This window comes from Variovorax sp. EBFNA2 (assembly GCF_033802765.1).
Lineage (GTDB): Bacteria > Pseudomonadota > Gammaproteobacteria > Burkholderiales > Burkholderiaceae_C > Variovorax > Variovorax paradoxus_H.
This window is the reverse complement of the sequence record NZ_CP138496.1, coordinates 5,775,582-5,795,057: the sequence shown is the minus strand read 5'-3', so window position 1 is coordinate 5,795,057 and position 19,476 is coordinate 5,775,582. Positions and strand designations below refer to the sequence as shown.

The following is a 19,476-nucleotide window of genomic DNA, read 5'->3' as shown; positions in this document are numbered from 1 at the left end:
AGAGGGCTCAATGACCAAACTCGAAACCAAACTCAACGCCCGCTCGGCGGACTTCCAAGCGAATGCCGCGGCCATGCGCGCGCTGGTCGACGATCTGCAAAAGCAGTTCGCCAAAGTGGAGCAGGGCGGCGGCGAGGCCGCGCGCGCCAAGCACACGGCGCGCGGCAAGCTGCTGCCGCGCGACCGCGTGGCCGAGCTGCTCGACCCGGGCACGCCTTTTCTCGAAATCGCGCCGCTGGCCGCGCATGCGATGTACCTCGACGGCAAGGGCGCCGAGTCGGCACCGGGCGCCGGCATCATCACCGGCATCGGCCGCGTGAACGGTGTCGACTGCATGATCGTGTGCAACGACGCCACCGTGAAGGGCGGCACCTACTACCCGCTGACGGTCAAGAAGCACCTGCGCGCGCAGGAGATCGCCGAGCAGAACCGCCTGCCCTGCATCTACCTCGTGGACTCGGGCGGTGCCAACCTGCCGAACCAGGACGAGGTGTTTCCGGACCGCGACCACTTCGGCCGCATCTTCTACAACCAGGCCAACATGAGCGCGCAGGGCATCCCGCAGATCGCGGTGGTCATGGGCTCGTGCACGGCCGGCGGCGCGTACGTGCCGGCGATGAGCGACGAATCGATCATCGTGAAGAACCAGGGCACCATCTTCCTGGGCGGCCCGCCGCTCGTGAAGGCGGCCACCGGCGAGGTCGTGTCGGCCGAAGACCTGGGCGGCGGCGACGTGCACACGCGCCTGTCGGGCGTGGTCGATCACCTGGCGCAGAACGACCTGCACGCGTTGGCGCTGGCGCGCTCGGCAGTCGCGAACCTGAATGCGAAGTCGGCGGAGAAGCCCGACGGCGCCGCGGTGCGCGCGCCCGAGTTCCCGCGCGAAGAGCTGTATGGCGTGATCCCCACCGACACGCGCAAGCCCTTCGATGTGCGCGAGATCATTGCGCGCATCGTCGACGGCAGCGAGTTCCACGAGTTCAAGGCGCGCTTCGGCGCCACGCTGGTCTGCGGCTTTGCCGAGATCGAGGGCATGCCGGTCGGCATCATCGCCAACAACGGCATCCTGTTCAGCGAGTCGGCGCAGAAGGGCGCGCACTTCATCGAGCTGTGCTGCCAGCGCAAGATCCCGCTGGTGTTCCTGCAGAACATCACCGGCTTCATGGTGGGCCGCAAGTACGAGAACGAAGGCATCGCGCGCCACGGCGCCAAGATGGTGACGGCCGTGGCCACGGCCAACGTGCCCAAGTTCACGATCATCATCGGTGGCAGCTTCGGTGCGGGCAACTACGGCATGTGCGGCCGCGCGTACAGCCCGCGCTTCCTCTGGATGTGGCCCAACGCGCGCATCAGCGTGATGGGCGGCGAGCAGGCCGCGAGCGTGCTGGCCACGGTGAAGCGCGACGGCATCGAACTGAAGGGCGGCAGCTGGAGCGCCGACGAAGAAGAGGCCTTCAAGGCCCCGATCCGCCAGCAGTACGAAGACCAGGGCCACCCCTACTACGCCACCGCGCGCCTGTGGGACGACGGCATCATCGATCCGGCCGACACGCGCCGCGTGCTGGCACTGGGCCTGGCGGCATCGCGCAACGCGCCGATCCCCGAGCCGAAGTTCGGCATCTTCCGCATGTGACGAGGGCCACCGCATGAGCAGCACCTTCACCAAGCTGAACCTCGCCATCGACGGCGCGGTGGCGCGCATCTGGCTCGACCAGCCCGACGCGCGCAACGCCTTCGACGATGTCGTGATCGCCGAGCTGACGCAGGCTTTTCTCGAAGCCGGCGGCGCGCCGCAGGTCAAGGCCATCGTGCTCGGCGCGAACGGCCCGGCCTTCTGCGCGGGCGCGAACCTCAACTGGATGCGCCGCATGGCCGACTACACGCGGGACGAAAACCTCGCCGACGCGGGCAAGCTGGCCGACATGCTGCGCACCATCGCCGAGTGCCCCAAGCCGACCATCGCGCGCGTGCAGGGCGACGTGTATGCGGGCGGCATGGGGCTCGTGGCCGCGTGCGACATGGCCGTGAGCGTCGACACCGCGTGGTACTGCCTCAGCGAAGTGAAGATCGGCCTCGTGCCCGCGACCATCAGCCCGTACGTGCTGCGCGCGATGGGCCCGCGCGCGTCGCAGCGCTACTTCCTCACGGCCGAGCGCTTCACCGCCGCCGAGGCGCACCGCATCGGCTTCGTGCATGAAGTGGTCGCGGCCGACGCACTCGATGCCAAGGTCGATGAACTCATCAAGGCACTCATCGGCGCCAGCCCCGCCGCCGTGCGCGCCTGCAAGCAGCTGATCGCCGACGTGGCCGGCCGCGAGATCGACGGCGCGCTCATCGCCAAGACCGTCGAAGGCATCGCCGACATCCGCGCCAGCGACGAAGGCCGCGAGGGCGTGCAGGCTTTCCTGCAGAAGCGCAAGCCGTCCTGGCTCGCCGGCTGACAGCCAACCAAGGACCGCCATGAACGCACTCGACATGCCGCAACTGCTCGCTCTGGCCGCCGCCATCGGCTGGGCCAGCGGCGTGCGCCTGTACCTCGTCGTGCTGCTGACCGGCCTGGTCGGCTACTTCGGCTGGGTGCCGCTGCCTTCGGGGCTGCAGATGCTCGCGCATCCGATCGTGCTCGCGGTCAGCGGCTTCATGGTGTTCGTCGAGTTCTTCGCCGACAAGATTCCCGGCCTCGACTCGCTCTGGGACGTGGTGCATACCGCCATCCGCATCCCCGCCGGCGCGGCGCTCGCGGCCAGCGTGTTCGGCGCCGACCATGGCGCGATGGCCGTCGTGGCGGCGCTGCTGGGCGGCGGCTTCGCGGCCATGGCGCATGCGGCCAAGGCCACCACGCGCGCGGCCATCAACACCTCGCCCGAGCCGTTCTCGAACGTCGGTGCGTCGCTGGTCGAAGACTCGATGGTGCCGGCCGGGCTGTGGCTCGCGGTGGCGCATCCGCTGGTCTTTCTGGTGCTGTTCGTCTTCGTGCTCGTGCTCAGCGTGTGGCTCATCCGCAAGAGCTGGCGTTTTCTGCGCGCGCTGTTCAGCCGCGTGGCACGCATCTTCAGTGGCCGGCCCGATCCGGGCGTCACGTCCGCCTTTCAACTGAAAAAGAATCCTCCGGGAGACACCCCTAATGTTTAAGAAGATCCTGATTGCGAATCGCGGTGAAATTGCCTGCCGTGTTGCTGCAACTGCACGCCGCATGGCCATCCGCACGGTCGCCGTCTATTCCGATGCCGATGCGCACGCCAACCATGTGCGCGCCTGCGACGAGTCGGTGTACCTCGGCGGCAGCGCCCCGAAGGACAGCTACCTGCGCTGGGAAAAGATCCTCGAAGCCGCCAAGGCCACGGGCGCCGAAGCCGTGCACCCGGGCTACGGCTTCCTCAGCGAGAACGAAGAGTTCGCGCAGGCCTGCGCCGACGCCGGCCTGGCCTTCATCGGCCCGCCGCCCTCGGCGATCAAGGCCATGGGCCTGAAGGCCGAGTCGAAGCAGCTGATGGAAAAGGCCGGCGTGCCGCTGGTGCCCGGCTACCACGGCCACGACCAGGACCCGGCGCTGCTGCAGCGCGAGGCCGACCGCATCGGCTACCCGGTGCTCATCAAGGCCAGCGCCGGCGGCGGTGGCAAGGGCATGCGCGCGGTCGACAAGGCCGCGGACTTCGAGGCCGCGCTGGCCTCGTGCAAGCGCGAGGCCATCAACAGCTTCGGCGACGACGCGGTGCTGATCGAGAAGTACGTGCAGCGCCCGCGCCACATCGAGATCCAGGTGTTCGGCGACACGCAGGGCAACTACGTGTACCTGTTCGAGCGCGACTGCTCGGTGCAGCGCCGCCACCAGAAGGTGCTCGAAGAAGCGCCCGCGCCCGGCATGACCGAGGCGATGCGCAAGGAAATGGGCGATGCGGCCGTGGCTGCGGCGCGCGCCGTGAACTACGTCGGTGCGGGCACGGTCGAGTTCATCGTCGAGCAGCGCGAAGGCGGCGAAATGAACTTCTTCTTCATGGAGATGAACACGCGCCTGCAGGTGGAGCACCCGGTGACCGAAGCGATCACGGGCCTCGACCTCGTCGAATGGCAGCTGCGCGTGGCCTCGGGCGAGCCGCTGCCCGCCAAGCAATCGGAACTGCAGATCCACGGCCACGCCATCGAGGCGCGCATCTGCGCCGAGAACCCCGACAACAACTTCCTGCCCGCCACCGGCACCTTGCGCGTGTACCGCAAGCCGCAGGCCACGGCCTTCCAGCGCAGCCGCGTGCGCATCGACGACGGCGTGCGCGAGGGCGGCGAGATCTCGCCCTTCTACGACTCGATGATCGCCAAGCTCATCGTGCACGGCAGCACGCGCGCCGAGGCGCTGGCCCGGCTCGACGCCGCGCTGGCGCAGGTGCAGATCGTGGGCGTGTCGACCAACGTGCAGTTTTTGCGCGGCATCCTGGCGACCGAGTCGTTCTCGAAGGCCAACCTCGACACCGCGCTCATCGAGCGCGAGCGCGCCGTGCTGTTCGACCGCGAGCCGCTGGGCCTGCCACTGGCCGCCGCCGCCGCCATCACGCGCACGCTGGTCACCGAAGCACCGGTCGGCGTGCCCGACCCCTTCGAGCGCCGCGACGGCTGGCGCGCGCACGGCGAATACAAGCGCCGCTTCGACTTCGAGTTCCGCGGCGCCGAGCACAGCGCGCTGCTGACCTACCGCCGCGACGGCGGCCTGAACCTCGAAGTGGGCGGCGTGAATGGCCCGCTGACGGTCGGCCGTTTTCCCTCGGGCGAGTTCGAGCTCGAATTCGTCGGCACGCGCCAGACCCTCGACGTGCACCTGGACGGCGCCACCGCCCACGTGTTCGCGGCGAAGGGCGCCACGCGCCTCACGGCCATCGACCGCCTCGCCCACGCGGGCGACACCCAGTCCGAAGGCGGTCGCCTCACGGCGCCGATGCCCGGCAAGGTCGTGTCCTTCGCGGTCAAGGCCGGCGACAAGGTCAGCCGCGGCCAGCCGCTGGCCGTGATGGAAGCCATGAAGATGGAGCACACCATCGCCGCGCCCGCCGACGGCACGGTGGAAGAACTGATGTTCTCGCCGGGCGAGCAGGTGGCGGAGGGCGACGAATTGTTGCGAATGGCTGCGGCGGCTTAACCCCGTTGCGGACGCTGGTCCGTATCAGCGGTGGTAGTCATTCTTTTCAAGGAGTCCTGATGATCCGCCGCACCCTTTCCGTGTCGACACCTCGCGCTGCCGTGCGCCATCGCGCGGGCGCTGTCCTGCTGGCCCTGGCGGCCGCCCTGTCGCTGGCCGGCTGCGACCGCGAGCGCAGTGCCGAGTCTGCCGCGCCGGCCTCCGCGCCCATGCCGGCACCGCCGATGGGCTATGGCGGTGCCATGAAAGTGCAGCGGGCGAGCGCGCCGCAAGCCGAAATCGCCGCGTCGCAGTCCGACGAGGCGCGGGGCGGCAGCGGCGAGACCGCGTTGCAACGCTTCCTGGCCGTGCGGCAGGACCTGAATGTCGAAGTGCCGGCCGAGCAGCTGGCCGACGCCTGGGGCAAGGTGCGCGACCTGTGCGGCACGCTGAAGTGCGAGCTGCTGTCTTCGTCGCTGCTGCGCGAGACGCCGCAGCAGCCGGGCAACGCCCTGCTCGAGATGCGCGTCGAACCTGCCGACGTCGACAAGCTGCTCGGCGGCCTGGCCGGCGTGGCGAATGTGGTCTCGCACACCACCACCAGCGAGGACAAGACCTCCGAGGTGATCGACGTCGAGGCCCGCATCAAGAACCGCACCGAGTTTCGCGACAGCCTGCGCGTCATGCTGCGCGACACCGTCACCAAGCGCACCATGGCCGACCTGCTGGCGATCCAGCGCACGCTGTCGGACACGCAAGCCGAGCTCGACGCCATCGCCACGCAGCGCAAGGTGCTGGCGCAGCAGACCAGCAAGCAGCACATCCAGATCCAGTTCACGCCCAAGCGCGCGCTGGTGAGCGGCAGCGACGGCTACAGCCCGATGGCGCATGCGCTGCGCAACGCGGGCGACGTGCTGGCCGAAAGCGTGGGCGCGCTCATCACCTTCGTGGCCGCGGCGCTGCCGTGGCTGCTGCTGGTGGTGCTGCCCGTGGGGTGGCTGGTGCGGGTGCTGTGGCGCCGTCGCCGGACCGGCAAGGCCTGAGTCCGTTCGGAAGCGAAGTGGTGCGTCAGCCCACCACCACTTCGCTGATCTGCATCACCGGCACGATGTCGGTGTAGTTCTTGATGTCGCCCTGGATCTCCTTCATGTGCGGGCCGAAGGCCTTCTGGAAGGACTCGACCGATTCGGCGAACACGTGGCACATGCCGACATACGCGGGCGGCGTGCCCGGTGCGCCGCCGCCCAGGCCCTTGTCGATGGTGTACGAGAGGCAGGCGTCGCCCATGCGGGCCTTGAGCATCGGCATGTGCTGGTCGCGGTAGTAGTCGTGGTCGAACCGCGCGCCGGGGGTGTGGGGGTACATCACGCTGACTTTGATCATTTGGGGTGTCTCCTGGGTGGCTGAATGCGGTCGAGCATAGGGGAGGGCGCGCAGCGCAACAAGCCGGTGCCTTCTAAGATGGCGCCCATGCGAATCTCCGTCTACCTCACCGACAACCGTCCCGATCCCTGGATCAATGGCCTGAAGGCCGAACTCCCCGAAGCCACCATCGAAGCCTGGGCGCCCGGCGCGCCGCAGGCCGACCACGGCGTGGTGTGGGCGCCGCCCCAGCAGTTTCTCGACGAGCAGCCGAACCTGCGCGGCCTGTTCAACATCGGCGCGGGCGTCGATGCGCTGCTCAAGCTCAAGGTGCCGGCGCACACGCGCATCGTGCGGCTCGACGACGCGGGCATGTCGGTGCAGATGGCCGAGTACGTGTGCCACACGCTCATTCGCCACTTTCGCGAGTTCGACGTGTACGAGGCCGATGCGCGCGAGGGCAAGTGGAGCTACCGCAAGCCCAAGCTGCGGCGCGATTTTCCGGTCGGCATCATGGGCCTGGGCGTGCTCGGCGAGCGCGTGGCCAAGGCCGTGGCACAGTTCGAATTTCCGGTGCTCGGCTGGAGCCGTTCGCCCAAGGCGCTCGACGGCGTGCAGGTGTTCAGCGGCGAGGCGCAGTTCGACGAGTTCCTGGCCTCCACGCGCGTGCTGGTCAACCTGCTGCCGCTGACCGAATCCACGCGCGGCATCCTGAACCGCACGACGCTGGGCAAGCTCAAGCCCGAGGGCTATCTCATCAGCATCGCGCGCGGCGGCCACCTGGTCGAAGACGACCTGATCCCGATGCTCGACGCCGGCCAGCTCGCGGGCGCGACGCTCGACGTGTTCCAGGTCGAGCCGCTGCCGGCCGACCACGCCTTCTGGCGCCACCCGAAGATCACCGTCACGCCGCACGGCTCGGCGCGCACGCTGCGCGAGGAGTCCATCGCCCAGATCGCCGGGAAGATCCGCGCGATGGAGCAGGGCCTGCCGATCGTCGGCATCGTCGATCCCGTCCGGGGCTACTGACGCCCCTGCGCCGACGACGACGATCCGGCTGAAACGCGGCCGGCGGGGGAAAACCCCGACGCTTTTGTTTTTCACATACGAGAAAATTTCTTCATGGTTGTGAAAACAGCGTTTCGCGTGATCGAGATCGTCGAGCTCTTTGCCAGGGAGAAGCAGCCGCTGGCCCTGTCCGAGATGGCGCGGCTGCTCGAGATGCCGGTGTCCAGCTGCCTGGGCCTGATCCGCACGCTCGAAGAGCAGGGCTACATGTACGAGACCGGCCGCCGCCAGGGCTACTACCCCACGGGCCGGTTGCTGGCGATGGCGCAGGTCATCGCCGCGCACGACCCGGTGCTCGACCGGGTGAAGGCCACGCTCGAAGAACTGCGCGACGCCGCGGGCGAGACCGTGGTGTTCGGCAAGTTCCGCGATGCGGAAAACGTCGTCTATCTCGACGTGCTGAGCGCGCCGCAGCGCATCCGCTACACGGCCGAGTCGGGCGAAACGCGCCCCGCGTACGCCAACTCGATGGGCCGCGCGCTGCTTTCCACGCTCGCGCCCGAGGCGCGCCGCAAGCGGCTCGACGGCATGACGCTCACGCCGCTCACCGACGCCACGCTCACCACCGCCGACGCCATCGAGGCCGAGCTGCAGCGCGGCGCCGCGCGCGGCTGGTACGGCAACCTCGGCGAAAGCATTCCCGACCTGATCGGCCTGGCCTGGCCGCTGCGCATCGGCGGCGAGGCCTACGCGATCTCGGTGGCCGGCCCGCGCTACCGCATGGAAGCGCGCATCGACGACATCGCCGCGATGCTGCGCTCGGCCTGCCTCGCGATCGAACCCAAGACAGAAAGCCCCCGATGACCGCATCCGCTGCTGCGCGCTACTTCGTCCGCGAGGACGAGATCACCGGCTACCACCCGGCCAACCACACCGGCACGCTGAACAAGCGGCTCATCGGCCCCGAGACCGTGGGTGCGAAGCAGCTCGAGGTGCTGGTGGGGCACATCCAGAAGGGCAAGGGCGCGCTGCCGCATGCGCACCCGGGCATCGAACAGGTCTGCTACATGCTCGAAGGCCGCGCGGTCGCCGAGGTGGGCGGCCAGCGGCAGGAGCTGCATCCTGGCGACAGCTGCTTTTTCCCGGCCGACGCGATGCACACCTTCACGGTGGTGAGCGACGAGCCGGTGCGCGTGCTGGTGATCTACAGCCCGCCGTACGAGGAATCGCCGGAGCGCGTGATCCGGCCCTGAACGACAACCCCCGGAGACAACAACCATGCAGACGAAGAACGCGACAGAAACAGTCGCGGTGGAAAGCCGCCGCCGCTTCATTTCCATCGGCGCTGCCGCGGGCCTCGTGGGCGCTGCGCCCTGGGCCTTTGCGCAGGACGGCTACCCGAAGCAACCGATCAAGCTCATCGTGCCCTTCGCGGCCGGCAGCGGCACCGACGCGGTGGCGCGCATCACCGCGCAGATGCTGGGCGAGGCGCTCAAGGGCTCGGTGATCGTCGACAACCGCGCCGGCGCCAGCGGCGTGATCGCGGCCGAGCTGGTGGCCAAGGCCCCGCCTGACGGCTACACGCTCTTCATGACGACCAACACCACGCACTCGGCCAACCCGAGCCTGATGAAGTCGCTGCCCTACGACCCGGTGAAAGACTTCGCGCCCGTGAGCCGCATGGGCAACCTGCCGTTCATGCTGGTGGTGAACAATGACCTGCCCGTGAAGAGCGTCGCCGAGCTGCTGGCCTGGGGCCGTGCGCATCCCGGCAAGCTGACCTACGCGAGCGGCAACAGCACCGGCATCGTGAGCGGCGCCACGCTGTCGCGCATGAGCGGTATCCCGATGCTGCACGTGCCCTACAAAAGCACGCCGCCGGCCATCGCCGACCTCATCGGCGGACAGGTCTCGATGATGGTGGTCGACCTCGCCGCGGGGCTCGCGACGGTCAAGGCCGGCAAGATGCGCGCGATTGCGGTCACCACGCAGGAGCGCACCAAGCTCTTTCCCGAACTGCCGCCGCTGGCCGACACGCCCGAGCTCAAGGGCTTCGACATCACCTCGTGGAACGGCGTGTTCGCGCCGGCCGGCACGCCGCGCGACGTCGTGCTGAAGCTCAACAAGGCGCTGTCGGATATGGCGAACGGGACTACCTTCCGCGAGCGTGTGACGAAGCTGGGCTTCGATGCGTTCGGCAGCAGGCCGGAAGAACTCGGGGCGTTCACCGTGTCGGAGCTGGCGAAGTGGAAGAAGCTGATTCAGGCTGCGGGCATTCAGCCGGAATGAGCGCTGAACTGACTTTCTCCCTCCCCCTCTGGGGGAGGGCCGGGGTGGGGGCAAGCGGCGCATCCATCGGGCGCTCTGCCTGCCCCCATCCCAACCTTCCCCCAGAGGGGGAAGGAGCCAACACCAAGTCATGAACACCTTCGGACCTCTTCAGGGCATCCGCATCCTCGACCTCACGGCCGTGGTGATGGGCCCGTACGCCACGCAGACGCTCGGCGACCTCGGCGCCGACATCATCAAGGTCGAGCCACCCTCCGGCGACAACCTGCGCGCCGTCGGCCCGATGCGCCATGCGGGCATGGGCGCGATGGCGATGCACCTGAACCGCAACAAGCGCTCCATCGTGCTCGACCTCAAGCAGCCCGAAGGCCGCGAGGCCTGCCTGCGGCTCGCGGCGGGCTGCGACGCGCTCATCTACAACACGCGTCCGCAGGCGATGGCGCGGCTGGGGCTCGGCTACGAGGCCGTGGCCGCGGTCAATCCGAAGATCGTCTACCTCGGCGCGTTCGGCTATGGCGAAGAAGGCCCGTATGCCGGCAAGCCCGCCTACGACGACCTGATCCAGGGCGCGGCCGGTGTCGCCTCGCTCTTCGCGCAGCAAAGCGGCGGTGCGCCGCGCTACGCGCCCGTCACGCTGGCCGACCGCGCCGTGGGCCTGCAGGCGGCCATCGCGCTGCTGGCCGCCGTGCTCAGCGCGCAGCGCACCGGCCAGGGCCAGGCGGTGGAGGTTCCGATGTTCGAAGCGCTCTCGCAGTTCGTGATGGGCGACCACCTCGGCGGCCACAGCTTCGAGCCGCCGCTCGGGCCCACCGGCTACGCGCGCCTGCTCGCGGAGCACCGCAAGCCCTACGCCACGGCCGACGGTTATCTCGGCGTGCTCATCTACAACGACAAGCACTGGCAAGCCTTCTTCGACGTGATCGGCCGGCCCGAGCTGCGCGCTTCGCCGATGTTCGGCACGCACACGGCGCGCGCCGCGAACATCGGCGCGGTCTATGCGTTCGTGGCCGAGGTGATGGCCACGCGCGGCAGCGACGAATGGATGGCGCTGCTGGAAGCGGCCGACATTCCCGTCGCACGCCTGCACACGACCGAAAGCCTGCTCGACGACCCGCACCTGCGCGCCGTCGATTTCTTCCCCGAGTTCGACCATCCGACCGAGGGCCGCATCCGCACGCTCGCGCCCGTCGGCCGCTACAGCGCCACGCCCGCGGCCATCCGCCGGCCTACGCCGCGCATCGGCGAACAGAGCGTCGAGCTGCTGCGCGAAGCGGGCTATGCGGACGAAGCCATCGACCGCATGCTCGCGCGCGGCGTCACGCTGCAGCCGGAACCCATGAAAGACGACAGCCCATGAATTTCTCCCTGAACGAAGACCAGCGCTCGCTCGTCGCGGCCATCGAGCGCCTGTGCGAAGACTTCCCCATCGACTACTGGCGCGACCACGACGACCGCGCCGTGTTCCCGCATGAATTCCACCGCGCCGTCGCCGAGAGCGGCTGGCTCGGCATCGCGATGCCCGAAGCGCAGGGCGGTGCGGGGCTCGGCATCACCGAGGCGGCGCTGATGATGCGTGCCATCAGCGCCTCGGGCGCGGGCATGTCGGGCGCGTCGTCGGTGCACATGAACATCTTCGGCCTCAACCCGGTGGTGGTGTTCGGCACCGAGGCGCAGCGCCAGCGCTTCCTGCCGCCGCTCATCGCGGGCACCGAGAAGGCCTGCTTCGCCGTGACCGAGCCCGATGCGGGGCTCGACACCACGAGCCTCAAGACGCAGGCGGTGCGCCAGCCGAACGGCAGCTACCTGCTGCACGGCCGCAAGATCTGGATCTCGACCGCGCAGGTGGCCGACCGCATGCTGATCCTCACGCGCACCACGCCGCTCGACCAGGTGAAGAAGCCCACGCAGGGCCTCACGCTGTTCTACACGGCGCTGGACCGCAGCAAGGTCGAGGTGCGCGAGATCCACAAGCTCGGCCGCGCGGCGGTCGACTCCAACATGCTCTTCATCGACGGCCTGGAAGTGCCTGAAGGAGACCGCATCGGCGAGGAGGGCCGCGGCTTCGAATACATCCTGCACGGGCTGAACCCCGAGCGCATATTGATTGCGGCCGAAGCCATCGGCATCGGCCGCGCCGCGCTGCGCATCGCGGCGCAGTACGCGCAGGAGCGCGTCGTGTTCGGCCGGCCCATCGGCCAGAACCAGGGCGTGGCGCACCCGCTCGCGCGCGCCTGGGCCAACCTGGAAGCGGCCGACCTGATGGTCTTCAAGGCCGCCACGCTGTACGACGCGAACGAGCCCTGCGGCATCGAGGCCAACGCCGCCAAGTACCTCGCGGCCGAGGCGGCGCACGACGCCTGCCAGAACGCCGTTCTCACGCTCGGCGGCATGGGTTATGCGAAGGAATACCATGTCGAACGCCTGCTGCGCGAGAGCTACATCCCGCGCATCGCGCCGGTCAGCCCGCAGATGATCCTGAACTTCATCGCCGAAAAAGCGCTGGGGCTGCCGAAGTCGTACTGACCACCGTTCATGAACGCCAACGCTACCGTCACCCGCCATCTCGTCGTCCACGGCCTCGTGCAAGGCGTGGGCTACCGCTGGTCGATGATGCAGGCCGCGCAGCGGCTCGGCGTGCGCGGCTGGGTGCGCAACCGGCGCGACGGCAACGTGGAAGCGCTCGTGGCCGGCGCCGCCGATGCGGTCGAGGCGCTGGTGCATTGGGCGCGCCAGGGACCGGCGGGTGCGCGCGTGGACGCGGTCGATGTGAACGAGGCCGACGCCGCGGACGATCTGCCCGACGGCTTCGCGCAGCGCGAAACCGTCTAGCGGCTGTTTTCCTGCAGCGCTGATCGGTTGGCACCATTTGCAACCCCACAGGCGCGCATTGCTACCTTCTGCGACTTGTGTACCCTGCAGCGCAAGCCCATGTGTCAGACAATCGAAGCCGGTTTTTCAGCATCCTCCCGCGACAGCGACACAAGAGACATCCCATGAAACTCCCCGCCCAGGTCAAGCTCGTCGACGTCGGTCCGCGCGACGGCCTCCAGAACGAAAAGCAACCCGTGTCCGCCGAGGTCAAGATCGGCCTCGTGCACCGCCTGCAGGACGCCGGCCTGAAAGAGATCGAGGTCACCAGCTTCGTCTCGCCCAAGTGGGTGCCGCAGATGGCCGACAACGCCGAGGTGATGCACGGCATCACGCGCAAGCCGGGCGTTCTCTACTCGGTGCTCACGCCCAACATGAAGGGCTTCGAGGCCGCCATCGCCGCGCCGCGCGACGAGTGGCCCGACGAGATCGTGGTGTTCGGCGCCGCGAGCGAGGCCTTCAGCCAGAAGAACATCAACTGCTCGATCGCCGAGAGCATCGAGCGCTTCGCGCCCGTGGTCGAGGCGGCGCGCGCGAAGGGCATCGCCGTGCGCGGCGCGATGTCGTGCACGGTGGGCTGCCCCTACGAAGGCGAGATCGATCCGTCCAAGGTCGGTTACCTCGCGCAACTGATGAAGGGCATCGGCGTGCAGCGCGTGGACGTGGCCGACACCATCGGCGTGGGCACGCCGCGCAAGGTGCAGGCGGCCATGGAGGCCACGCTGGCGCACTTCGATGTCGACGCCATCTCCGGCCACTTCCACGACACCTACGGGCAGGCGCTGGTCAACACGCTGGCGGCGCTCGAACTGGGTGTGTGGAACTTCCAGTCGTCGTCGGCCGGCCTCGGCGGCTGTCCGTACGCCAAGGGCGCAACGGGCAACGTCGCGACCGAAGACGTGGTCTACATGCTGCACGGCATGGGCATTTCGACCGGCATCGACCTGGACAAGTTGATCGACGCCGGCGTGTACATCAGCGAAGCGCTGGGCCGCGAACCGAACTCGCGCGCCTCGAAGGCGATCCGCACCAAGCGCGCGGGCTGAGTTTTTCTTTTCAGCGCCCGAAGGCGCGCAGCCCCAGCAGCACGACCACCGCCGCGGCCAGCAGCACGGTGGTGCACTGCCAGAAGAGCACGGGGCGGCGCTCGATCAGCGGCGGCATCCGCGCGCTCAGGAACTCCGGGCCCGGCGTGCGCAGGTCGTGCACGAACTCCGACACGGCCTGCTGCCGCTTCGCAGCCTGCGGGTGCAGCGCCTTCTGCAGCACAGCGTCGACCCACGCGGGCAGCTCGGGCCGCAGGTGGCGCACGGGCACGTAGCGCAGCCGGCCCACGTCGGCCGGCGTGCGGACGCGTGACACCTGCAGGCCGTAAGGCAGCTGGCCGCACAGCATCTGGTAGACGATCGCGGCCAGCGAGAACAGGTCGGAGCGCGCGCTGCCGCCGTGGCCGGTGAAGTACTCGGGCGCGGTGTATTGCAGCGTGCCTTCGATGGCGAGCGCGCGGGCTTCGCCGCTGCCGTCGGCCAGGCCGGCGACGTGGGTCGAGGCGAGGTCGATGATCTTCACGGTGCCGGTGCGGTCGATCATCACGTTCTCGGGCCGCAGGTCCTGGTGCAGCATCTCCTTGCCGTGCAGCGCCTGCAGGCCGCGCGCGAGCTGCGCGACGATGCCGCGCACGCTGTCCAGGTCGGGCCGGGGATGGTCGACCATCCACTGCGCGAGCGTGTGGCCGTCGACGTACTCCATGGCCACGTACAGGTGCGCGCGCGGGCGCTCGACGGCGCTGGCCTTGAGCACGTGCGGGCTGTCGATGCGCCGCGCCACCCACTCCTCGAGCACGAAGCGGTCGAGGTAGTCGGGGTCGTCGCGCAGGTCGACCGACGGCAGCTTCAGCACGGCGGGCTGGCCGGTGGCGTCGTCGGTGGCCAGGTACACATGGCTGCGCGAACTCATGTGGATCTCGCGCACGAGGCTGAAGCCCTCGAAGCGGGCGCGCGGCGCCAGCGCCGGCGGCATCGCCAAGCCTTCGCGCTGCAGCTGCGCGGGCGGCGCGGCGGCGTCGGGCAGCTCGTCGATGCGCAGCAGCTGCACGGTGATGTCGTCGGTGCTGCCTTTGGTGCGCGCAGCCTCCGCGAGCCAGCGCGCTGCTTCGTCGAAGTTGTCGGCGTGCAGCGCCAAGGCTTCGTGCACGGCGGCGGCGTCCAGGTGCGTGTAGGCGCCGTCGGTGGCCAGCAGGTAGACCTCGCCCACCTCCGCTTCCCAGCATCGATGGTCGATCTCGACATGCGCGCCCGCGCCCAGCGCGCGGCCGAGGTACGACTCGACCGACGACACGCGCACGCGGTGGTCCTCGGTGAGCTGTTCGAGCGCGCCGGCGTGCAGCCGGTGGATGCGCGCATCGCCCACGTGCAGCAGGTGCGCGTCGCGGCCCTTGAGGATCAGTGCGCTGAAGGTGCAGACGTAGCCGCTGTCCTTGTCGAAGCGCGCGTCGCTGCGCTGGGTCTGCGCATGCAGCCAGGCGTTGGTGGCGCCCAGCACGCGCTGCGCCGCGCGTTGCACCGACCAGGTGTCGGAGGTGGCGTAGTAGTCGTCGAGAAAGCCGCGCACGGCCGCCGCGCTCGCCACCTGGCTCACGCGGCTGGAGCCGATGCCGTCGGCCAGCGCCACGGCGATGCCCTTGGACGCGCGCAGCGTGCCCTCGGGCAGCATGGCGCCGTGGAAGTCCTGGTTGACCGGCGCGTGGCTCCCCGCCAGCGAGTGCTGGCCGAGCGTCACGCGCAGCTGCTTGCGCGGCGGCGCGGGCATGCGAACCGTGGTGATGCTGCTGCTGCTGCGGTTCAGCCGATCACGCGCTTGGCGGCCGTCTTGTAGTGCGTGGCGTACAGCGTGAGGCCCACGAAGGTCAGGCCGCCGACGAGGTTGCCGACCACGGTGGGCAGCTCGTTCCAGATCAGGTAGTCCATGAAGGTGAACTTGCCGCCCAGCATCAGGCCGGCGGGGAACAGGAACATGTTGACGATGGAATGCTCGAAGCCCATGTAGAAGAAGATCATCACGGGCATCCACATGCCGATGGCCTTGCCCGACACGGTGGTCGACATCATGGCCGCGACCACGCCGGTCGAGACCATCCAGTTGCACATCACGCCGCGAATGAACAGCGTGAGCATGCCGGCCGCGCCGTGCGCGGAGTAGCCCAGCGTGCGGCCTTCGCCGATGTGGCCGAGCTTCTCGCCGATGGCGTTGGGCGCCTCGCTGAAGCCGAAGGTGAAGATGATCGCCATGAACACCGCGACGGTCAGCGCACCGGCGAAGTTGCCCACGAACACCAGGCTCCAGTTGCGCATCACGCCGGCCCAGGTGGCGCCGGGGCGCTTGTCGAGCACGGCCAGCGGCGCCAGCGTGAACACGCCGGTGAGCAGGTCGAAGCCCAGCAGGTACAGCATGATGAAACCGACCGGGAACAGCATCGCGCCCACCAGCGCATTGCCGGTGTTCACGGTGATGCTCACGGCAAAGGCCGCGGCCAGCGCGAGGATGGCGCCCGCCATGTACGAGCGGATCAGCGTGTCGCGCGTGGACATCAGCAGCTTGGATTCACCGGCGTCGACCATCTTGGTCACGAATTCGGCAGGAGCGAGGTAGGCCATTCGGAGTCCTTGGAGAGAGGCTGAAAGAAAGAGAAGAGGGGGCGGTCGTCAGGCGAGCGCGACGAGCACGCGGCCGTTTTCGACGCGCACCGCATGCGCGCGCACCGAGTGCTCGGGCGCCTCGAGGCATTCGCCGCTGCGCAGGTCGAAGTGGTTCTTGTAGAGCGGCGAGGCCACCACGATGCGGTCGCCCAGGCTGCCGACCAGCCCGCGCGAGAGCACACTGGCGCCGGCCTTCGGGTCGACGTTGTCGATGGCGAAGAGCGAGGGCTCCTGGCCGACGCGGAAGATCGCGACATGCACGCCATCGACCAGCGCGCACACGCCGGTGTCGGGGAGGATGTCGCCGGCGGCGCACACGGCGGTCCAGTTCAGGGTGTCAGTGGTCATGGTGGGTTGTCCTTTTTTGTTCGCTCAGGCGGCGCTGGTTTCGCGGCGCTCTTCGGGACGCGCCGGGCGGTTCTGGCCGCGTTCCTGCACGAAGACGATGTGCTCATCGGGCTTCTCGCTGTTCACGAAGGAGCGGAAGCGCTGGCGCGTGGCGGGGTCGGTCACGGCGGTCTTCCATTCGCACTGGTAGGTGTCGACCACGTGCTGCATCTGCGTCTCGAGCTCGGCGCCCAGGCCCAGCGTGTCCTGCAGCAGCACGCCCTTGAGGTAGTCGAGGCCGCCTTCGAGGTTCTCGCGCCAGGTGCTGGTGCGCTGCAGGCGGTCGGCCGTGCGCACGTAGAACATCAGGAAGCGGTCGATCATGCGGATGAGGTCGGCCTTGGTCAGGTCGCTCGCCAGCAGCTCGGCGTGGCGCGGCTTCATGCCGCCGTTGCCGCACACGTAGAGGTTCCAGCCCTTGTCGGTGGCGATGATGCCGACGTCCTTGCCCTGCGCCTCGGCGCATTCGCGGGTGCAGCCCGACACGCCGAACTTGATCTTGTGCGGCGCGCGCAGGCCCTTGTAGCGGTTCTCCAGTTCGACGGCCAGGCCGACGCTGTCGTCCACGCCGTAGCGGCACCAGGTGGAGCCCACGCAGCTCTTCACCGTGCGCAGGGACTTGCCGTAGGCATGGCCCGACTCGAAGCCGGCGGCGATGAGTTCTTCCCAGATGGACGGCAGTTGCTCGACGCGCGCACCGAACATGTCCACGCGCGCACCGCCGGTGATCTTGGTGTACAGGCCGTACTTCTTGGCCACATGGCCCACGGCGATCAACCCGTCGGGCGTGACCTCGCCGCCGGGCATGCGCGGCACCACGGAGTAGGTGCCGTCCTTCTGGATGTTGCCCAGGAAGTAGTCGTTGCTGTCCTGCAGGCCGGCCAGGTCTTTCTTGAGCACGAACTCGTTCCAGCACGAGGCGAAGATGCTCGCGGCGGTCGGCTTGCAGATGTCGCAGCCCAGGCCCTTGCCGTGCTTCGTGAGCAGGTCGGCGAAGCTGCGGATCTCGCCCACGCGGATGAGGTGGTACAGCTCCTGGCGCGAGTACGGGAAGTGCTCGCACAGGTGGTTGTTCACGGCCATGCCGCGCTTGGCCATTTCCATCTTCATGACCTGCGTGACCAGCGGCACGCAGCCGCCGCAGGTGGCGCCGGCCTGGGTGCAGGCCTTCATCTCGGCGGGCGTGCACACGCCCTGGCCCACGGCCTCGCAGATCTGGCCCTTGGTGACGCTGTTGCACGAGCAGATCTGCGCGCTGTCGGGCAGCGCATCGACGCCCAGGCCCGGCTTGGCCTTGCCGTCGCTCGACGGCAGGATCAGGAACTCGGGCTCGTCGGGCAGTGCGATGCCGTTGAGCGCCAGCTGCAGCAGCGTGCCGTACTCGGTGGCGTCGCCGACCAGCACCGCGCCCAGCAGCTGCTTGCCGTCTTCGCTGACCACGATCTTCTTGTAGACCTGCTTGCGCTCGTCGATGAACTGGTAGGCGCGCGACTTCGGCGTCTTGCCGTGCGCGTCGCCGATGCTGGCCACATCGACGCCCATCAGCTTGAGCTTGGTGCTCAGGTCGGCGCCGGTGAAGGCCGCGTCGTCCTGGCCGGCGATGTGGCGGGCGGCCACGCGCGCCATGTCGTAGCCCGGCGCGACGAGGCCGAAGGTCTGTTCGTTCCACGACGCGCACTCGCCGATGGCGTAGACGTTGCGGTCGCTGGTGCGGCAGTGGCTGTCGATCGCCACGCCGCCGCGCGGACCGACGGCCAGCAGGCTCTGGCGCGCGAGCTCGTCGCGTGGGCGGATGCCGGCGGAGAACACGATCATGTCGGTCTCCAGGTGCGTGCCGTCGGTGAACACCATGCGGTGCCGCGCGCTCGCGCCGTCGGTGATCTCCACCGTGTTGCGGCCGGTGTGCACATGCAGGCCCAGCGCCTCGATGCTGCCGCGCAATGCACGGCCACCGCCTTCGTCGACCTGCACGGCCATGAGGCGCGGCGCGAACTCGACCACGTGCGTTTCCAGGCCCATGTCGCGCAGCGCCTTGGCGCATTCCAGGCCCAGCAGGCCGCCGCCCACCACCACGCCGCTGCGCGACCTGGCGCCGCAGGCCTTCATGGCGTCGAGGTCCTCGATGGTGCGGTAGACAAAGCAGTTCGGCCGGTCGCGGCCCGGCACGGCCGGCACGAAGGGGTTGGAGCCGGTGGCCAGCACCAGCTTGTCGTAGGCGATCACCTCGCCGTCGGCCGTGGTGACGGTGTTGTTGCGCCGCTCGATGGCCGCCGCGCGGGCCGCCAGGCGCAGCGTGAAGCCGCTGCGCTCGAAGAAGCCCGGCTCGACCAGCGACAGGTCGTCGGCCGTCTTGCCGGAGAAGTATTCGGACAGGTGCACCCGGTCGTAGGCCGGGCGCGGCTCTTCGCACAGCACGGTGACCTGTGCATCGGGAATGCCGAGCGTGTGGAGTTGCTCGAGGAATTTGTGGCCGACCATGCCGTGGCCGATGACTGCGATCTTCATTGGGGGTCCTGCACGCAACCGGCCCTGGAAGGCGCCCCCGCGGCCGCTGTCGAACAGACAGCGTCGTTGGGGCCCCCGCGACGGAACGGATGCGAAATGGGTTGGAGCAGACGAACCGGCGGCGGGCGGCCATCGGTGCGCTTGAACCCCGCCGTCGTTAGCGGAGGCAATGCGAACCCGCCGCAGAAGCCGGTGGGTCGCCACCGTGTTCAGCAATAAGCGTGCCGCGCTCAAAAGCCCGTGGGGCGGGCCTCATCG

At 68.8% G+C, this 19,476-nt stretch carries 18 protein-coding genes; 13 read left to right on the top strand and 5 right to left on the bottom strand.

Features of this window, described 5'->3' with window-relative positions; translation table 11 throughout:
* The first annotated feature begins 10 nt into the window (after positions 1-10).
* Genes RZE79_RS27235 through RZE79_RS27215 form a run of 5 tightly spaced genes read left to right on the top strand, consistent with a single transcriptional unit; the run spans position 11 to position 6,147 of the window.
* A complete protein-coding gene (locus RZE79_RS27235; protein WP_319357634.1) occupies positions 11-1,633 on the top strand; it encodes a carboxyl transferase domain-containing protein in 1,623 nt (540 codons plus the stop codon).
* A gap of 13 nt (positions 1,634-1,646) precedes the next feature.
* Positions 1,647-2,441 carry an enoyl-CoA hydratase/isomerase family protein gene (locus RZE79_RS27230; protein ID WP_319357633.1) on the top strand — a complete coding sequence of 265 codons (795 nt, stop codon included), beginning with the start codon at positions 1,647-1,649 and terminating at the stop codon, positions 2,439-2,441.
* A gap of 19 nt (positions 2,442-2,460) precedes the next feature.
* Positions 2,461-3,132, top strand: coding sequence for a DUF4126 domain-containing protein (locus RZE79_RS27225; RefSeq protein WP_319357632.1), 672 nt, complete (start codon positions 2,461-2,463; stop codon positions 3,130-3,132).
* Positions 3,125-5,125 carry an acetyl/propionyl/methylcrotonyl-CoA carboxylase subunit alpha gene (locus tag RZE79_RS27220; RefSeq protein WP_319357631.1) on the top strand — a complete coding sequence of 667 codons (2,001 nt, stop codon included), beginning with the start codon at positions 3,125-3,127 and terminating at the stop codon, positions 5,123-5,125. Before RZE79_RS27225 ends, RZE79_RS27220 begins: the two co-directional genes overlap by 8 nt.
* Before the next feature lie 59 nt (positions 5,126-5,184).
* Positions 5,185-6,147 carry a DUF4349 domain-containing protein gene (locus tag RZE79_RS27215; protein ID WP_319357630.1) on the top strand — a complete coding sequence of 321 codons (963 nt, stop codon included), beginning with the start codon at positions 5,185-5,187 and terminating at the stop codon, positions 6,145-6,147.
* Positions 6,148-6,172: 25 nt separating this feature from the next.
* Here RZE79_RS27215 and RZE79_RS27210 read toward each other — a convergent pair whose 3' ends face one another.
* Positions 6,173-6,487 (bottom strand): EthD family reductase, encoded by a 315-nt coding sequence (locus RZE79_RS27210; RefSeq protein ID WP_319357629.1) that lies wholly within the window; start codon positions 6,485-6,487, stop codon positions 6,173-6,175.
* 87 nt (positions 6,488-6,574) lie between these two features.
* On the opposite strand from RZE79_RS27210, the gene RZE79_RS27205 reads away from it, so the two are divergent.
* The 8 genes from RZE79_RS27205 (at position 6,575) to RZE79_RS27170 (ending at position 13,677) form a co-directional block, all read left to right on the top strand.
* Entirely contained in the window at positions 6,575-7,495 is a 921-nt protein-coding gene (locus tag RZE79_RS27205) for a glyoxylate/hydroxypyruvate reductase A (protein WP_319357628.1), read from the top strand.
* Between the two features lie 93 nt (positions 7,496-7,588).
* Positions 7,589-8,338, top strand: a complete 750-nt coding sequence (locus RZE79_RS27200) for an IclR family transcriptional regulator (RefSeq protein WP_319357627.1) — start codon at positions 7,589-7,591, stop codon at positions 8,336-8,338.
* Positions 8,335-8,727 (top strand): cupin domain-containing protein, encoded by a 393-nt coding sequence (locus tag RZE79_RS27195; protein WP_319357626.1) that lies wholly within the window; start codon positions 8,335-8,337, stop codon positions 8,725-8,727. Before RZE79_RS27200 ends, RZE79_RS27195 begins: the two co-directional genes overlap by 4 nt.
* A gap of 25 nt (positions 8,728-8,752) precedes the next feature.
* Entirely contained in the window at positions 8,753-9,763 is a 1,011-nt protein-coding gene (locus tag RZE79_RS27190) for a tripartite tricarboxylate transporter substrate binding protein (RefSeq protein ID WP_319357625.1), read from the top strand.
* Positions 9,764-9,893: 130 nt separating this feature from the next.
* On the top strand, positions 9,894-11,120 hold the full coding sequence (locus RZE79_RS27185; RefSeq protein WP_319357624.1) for a CoA transferase: 1,227 nt from the start codon (positions 9,894-9,896) through the stop codon (positions 11,118-11,120).
* Positions 11,117-12,286, top strand: coding sequence for an acyl-CoA dehydrogenase family protein (locus tag RZE79_RS27180; RefSeq protein WP_319357623.1), 1,170 nt, complete (start codon positions 11,117-11,119; stop codon positions 12,284-12,286). Before RZE79_RS27185 ends, RZE79_RS27180 begins: the two co-directional genes overlap by 4 nt.
* 9 nt (positions 12,287-12,295) lie before the next feature.
* The gene (locus RZE79_RS27175) at positions 12,296-12,592 is read left to right on the top strand and encodes an acylphosphatase (RefSeq protein WP_319357622.1); all 297 of its coding nucleotides are present in this window, start codon (positions 12,296-12,298) and stop codon (positions 12,590-12,592) included.
* 164 nt (positions 12,593-12,756) lie between these two features.
* Positions 12,757-13,677 carry a hydroxymethylglutaryl-CoA lyase gene (locus tag RZE79_RS27170; protein WP_319357621.1) on the top strand — a complete coding sequence of 307 codons (921 nt, stop codon included), beginning with the start codon at positions 12,757-12,759 and terminating at the stop codon, positions 13,675-13,677.
* Positions 13,678-13,687: 10 nt separating this feature from the next.
* Here RZE79_RS27170 and RZE79_RS27165 read toward each other — a convergent pair whose 3' ends face one another.
* Genes RZE79_RS27165 through nirB form a run of 4 tightly spaced genes read right to left on the bottom strand, consistent with a single transcriptional unit; the run spans position 13,688 to position 19,218 of the window.
* A complete protein-coding gene (locus RZE79_RS27165) occupies positions 13,688-15,439 on the bottom strand; it encodes a protein kinase (RefSeq protein ID WP_319357620.1) in 1,752 nt (583 codons plus the stop codon).
* A gap of 32 nt (positions 15,440-15,471) precedes the next feature.
* The gene (locus tag RZE79_RS27160; protein WP_319357619.1) at positions 15,472-16,284 is read right to left on the bottom strand and encodes a formate/nitrite transporter family protein; all 813 of its coding nucleotides are present in this window, start codon (positions 16,282-16,284) and stop codon (positions 15,472-15,474) included.
* A 48-nt stretch (positions 16,285-16,332) separates the two neighbouring features.
* Entirely contained in the window at positions 16,333-16,674 is a 342-nt protein-coding gene (gene nirD, locus RZE79_RS27155) for a nitrite reductase small subunit NirD (protein ID WP_153281926.1), read from the bottom strand.
* A gap of 24 nt (positions 16,675-16,698) precedes the next feature.
* The gene (gene nirB / locus RZE79_RS27150) at positions 16,699-19,218 is read right to left on the bottom strand and encodes a nitrite reductase large subunit NirB (protein ID WP_319357618.1); all 2,520 of its coding nucleotides are present in this window, start codon (positions 19,216-19,218) and stop codon (positions 16,699-16,701) included.
* Positions 19,219-19,476: the final 258 nt, after the last annotated feature.

Excerpts from the sequence above, each read along its gene's own strand:
- RZE79_RS27235 (WP_319357634.1), top strand. The coding sequence starts at position 11 with ATGACCAAACTCGAAACCAAACTCAACGCCCGCTCGGCGGACTTCCAA.
- RZE79_RS27230 (WP_319357633.1), top strand. The coding sequence starts at position 1,647 with ATGAGCAGCACCTTCACCAAGCTGAACCTCGCCATCGACGGCGCGGTG.
- RZE79_RS27225 (WP_319357632.1), top strand. The coding sequence starts at position 2,461 with ATGAACGCACTCGACATGCCGCAACTGCTCGCTCTGGCCGCCGCCATC.
- RZE79_RS27220 (WP_319357631.1), top strand. The coding sequence starts at position 3,125 with ATGTTTAAGAAGATCCTGATTGCGAATCGCGGTGAAATTGCCTGCCGT.
- RZE79_RS27215 (WP_319357630.1), top strand. The coding sequence starts at position 5,185 with ATGATCCGCCGCACCCTTTCCGTGTCGACACCTCGCGCTGCCGTGCGC.
- RZE79_RS27210 (WP_319357629.1), bottom strand. The coding sequence starts at position 6,487 with ATGATCAAAGTCAGCGTGATGTACCCCCACACCCCCGGCGCGCGGTTC.
- RZE79_RS27205 (WP_319357628.1), top strand. The coding sequence starts at position 6,575 with ATGCGAATCTCCGTCTACCTCACCGACAACCGTCCCGATCCCTGGATC.
- RZE79_RS27200 (WP_319357627.1), top strand. The coding sequence starts at position 7,589 with ATGGTTGTGAAAACAGCGTTTCGCGTGATCGAGATCGTCGAGCTCTTT.
- RZE79_RS27195 (WP_319357626.1), top strand. The coding sequence starts at position 8,335 with ATGACCGCATCCGCTGCTGCGCGCTACTTCGTCCGCGAGGACGAGATC.
- RZE79_RS27190 (WP_319357625.1), top strand. The coding sequence starts at position 8,753 with ATGCAGACGAAGAACGCGACAGAAACAGTCGCGGTGGAAAGCCGCCGC.
- RZE79_RS27185 (WP_319357624.1), top strand. The coding sequence starts at position 9,894 with ATGAACACCTTCGGACCTCTTCAGGGCATCCGCATCCTCGACCTCACG.
- RZE79_RS27180 (WP_319357623.1), top strand. The coding sequence starts at position 11,117 with ATGAATTTCTCCCTGAACGAAGACCAGCGCTCGCTCGTCGCGGCCATC.
- RZE79_RS27175 (WP_319357622.1), top strand. The coding sequence starts at position 12,296 with ATGAACGCCAACGCTACCGTCACCCGCCATCTCGTCGTCCACGGCCTC.
- RZE79_RS27170 (WP_319357621.1), top strand. The coding sequence starts at position 12,757 with ATGAAACTCCCCGCCCAGGTCAAGCTCGTCGACGTCGGTCCGCGCGAC.
- RZE79_RS27165 (WP_319357620.1), bottom strand. The coding sequence starts at position 15,439 with ATGCCCGCGCCGCCGCGCAAGCAGCTGCGCGTGACGCTCGGCCAGCAC.
- RZE79_RS27160 (WP_319357619.1), bottom strand. The coding sequence starts at position 16,284 with ATGGCCTACCTCGCTCCTGCCGAATTCGTGACCAAGATGGTCGACGCC.
- nirD (WP_153281926.1), bottom strand. The coding sequence starts at position 16,674 with ATGACCACTGACACCCTGAACTGGACCGCCGTGTGCGCCGCCGGCGAC.
- nirB (WP_319357618.1), bottom strand. The coding sequence starts at position 19,218 with ATGAAGATCGCAGTCATCGGCCACGGCATGGTCGGCCACAAATTCCTC.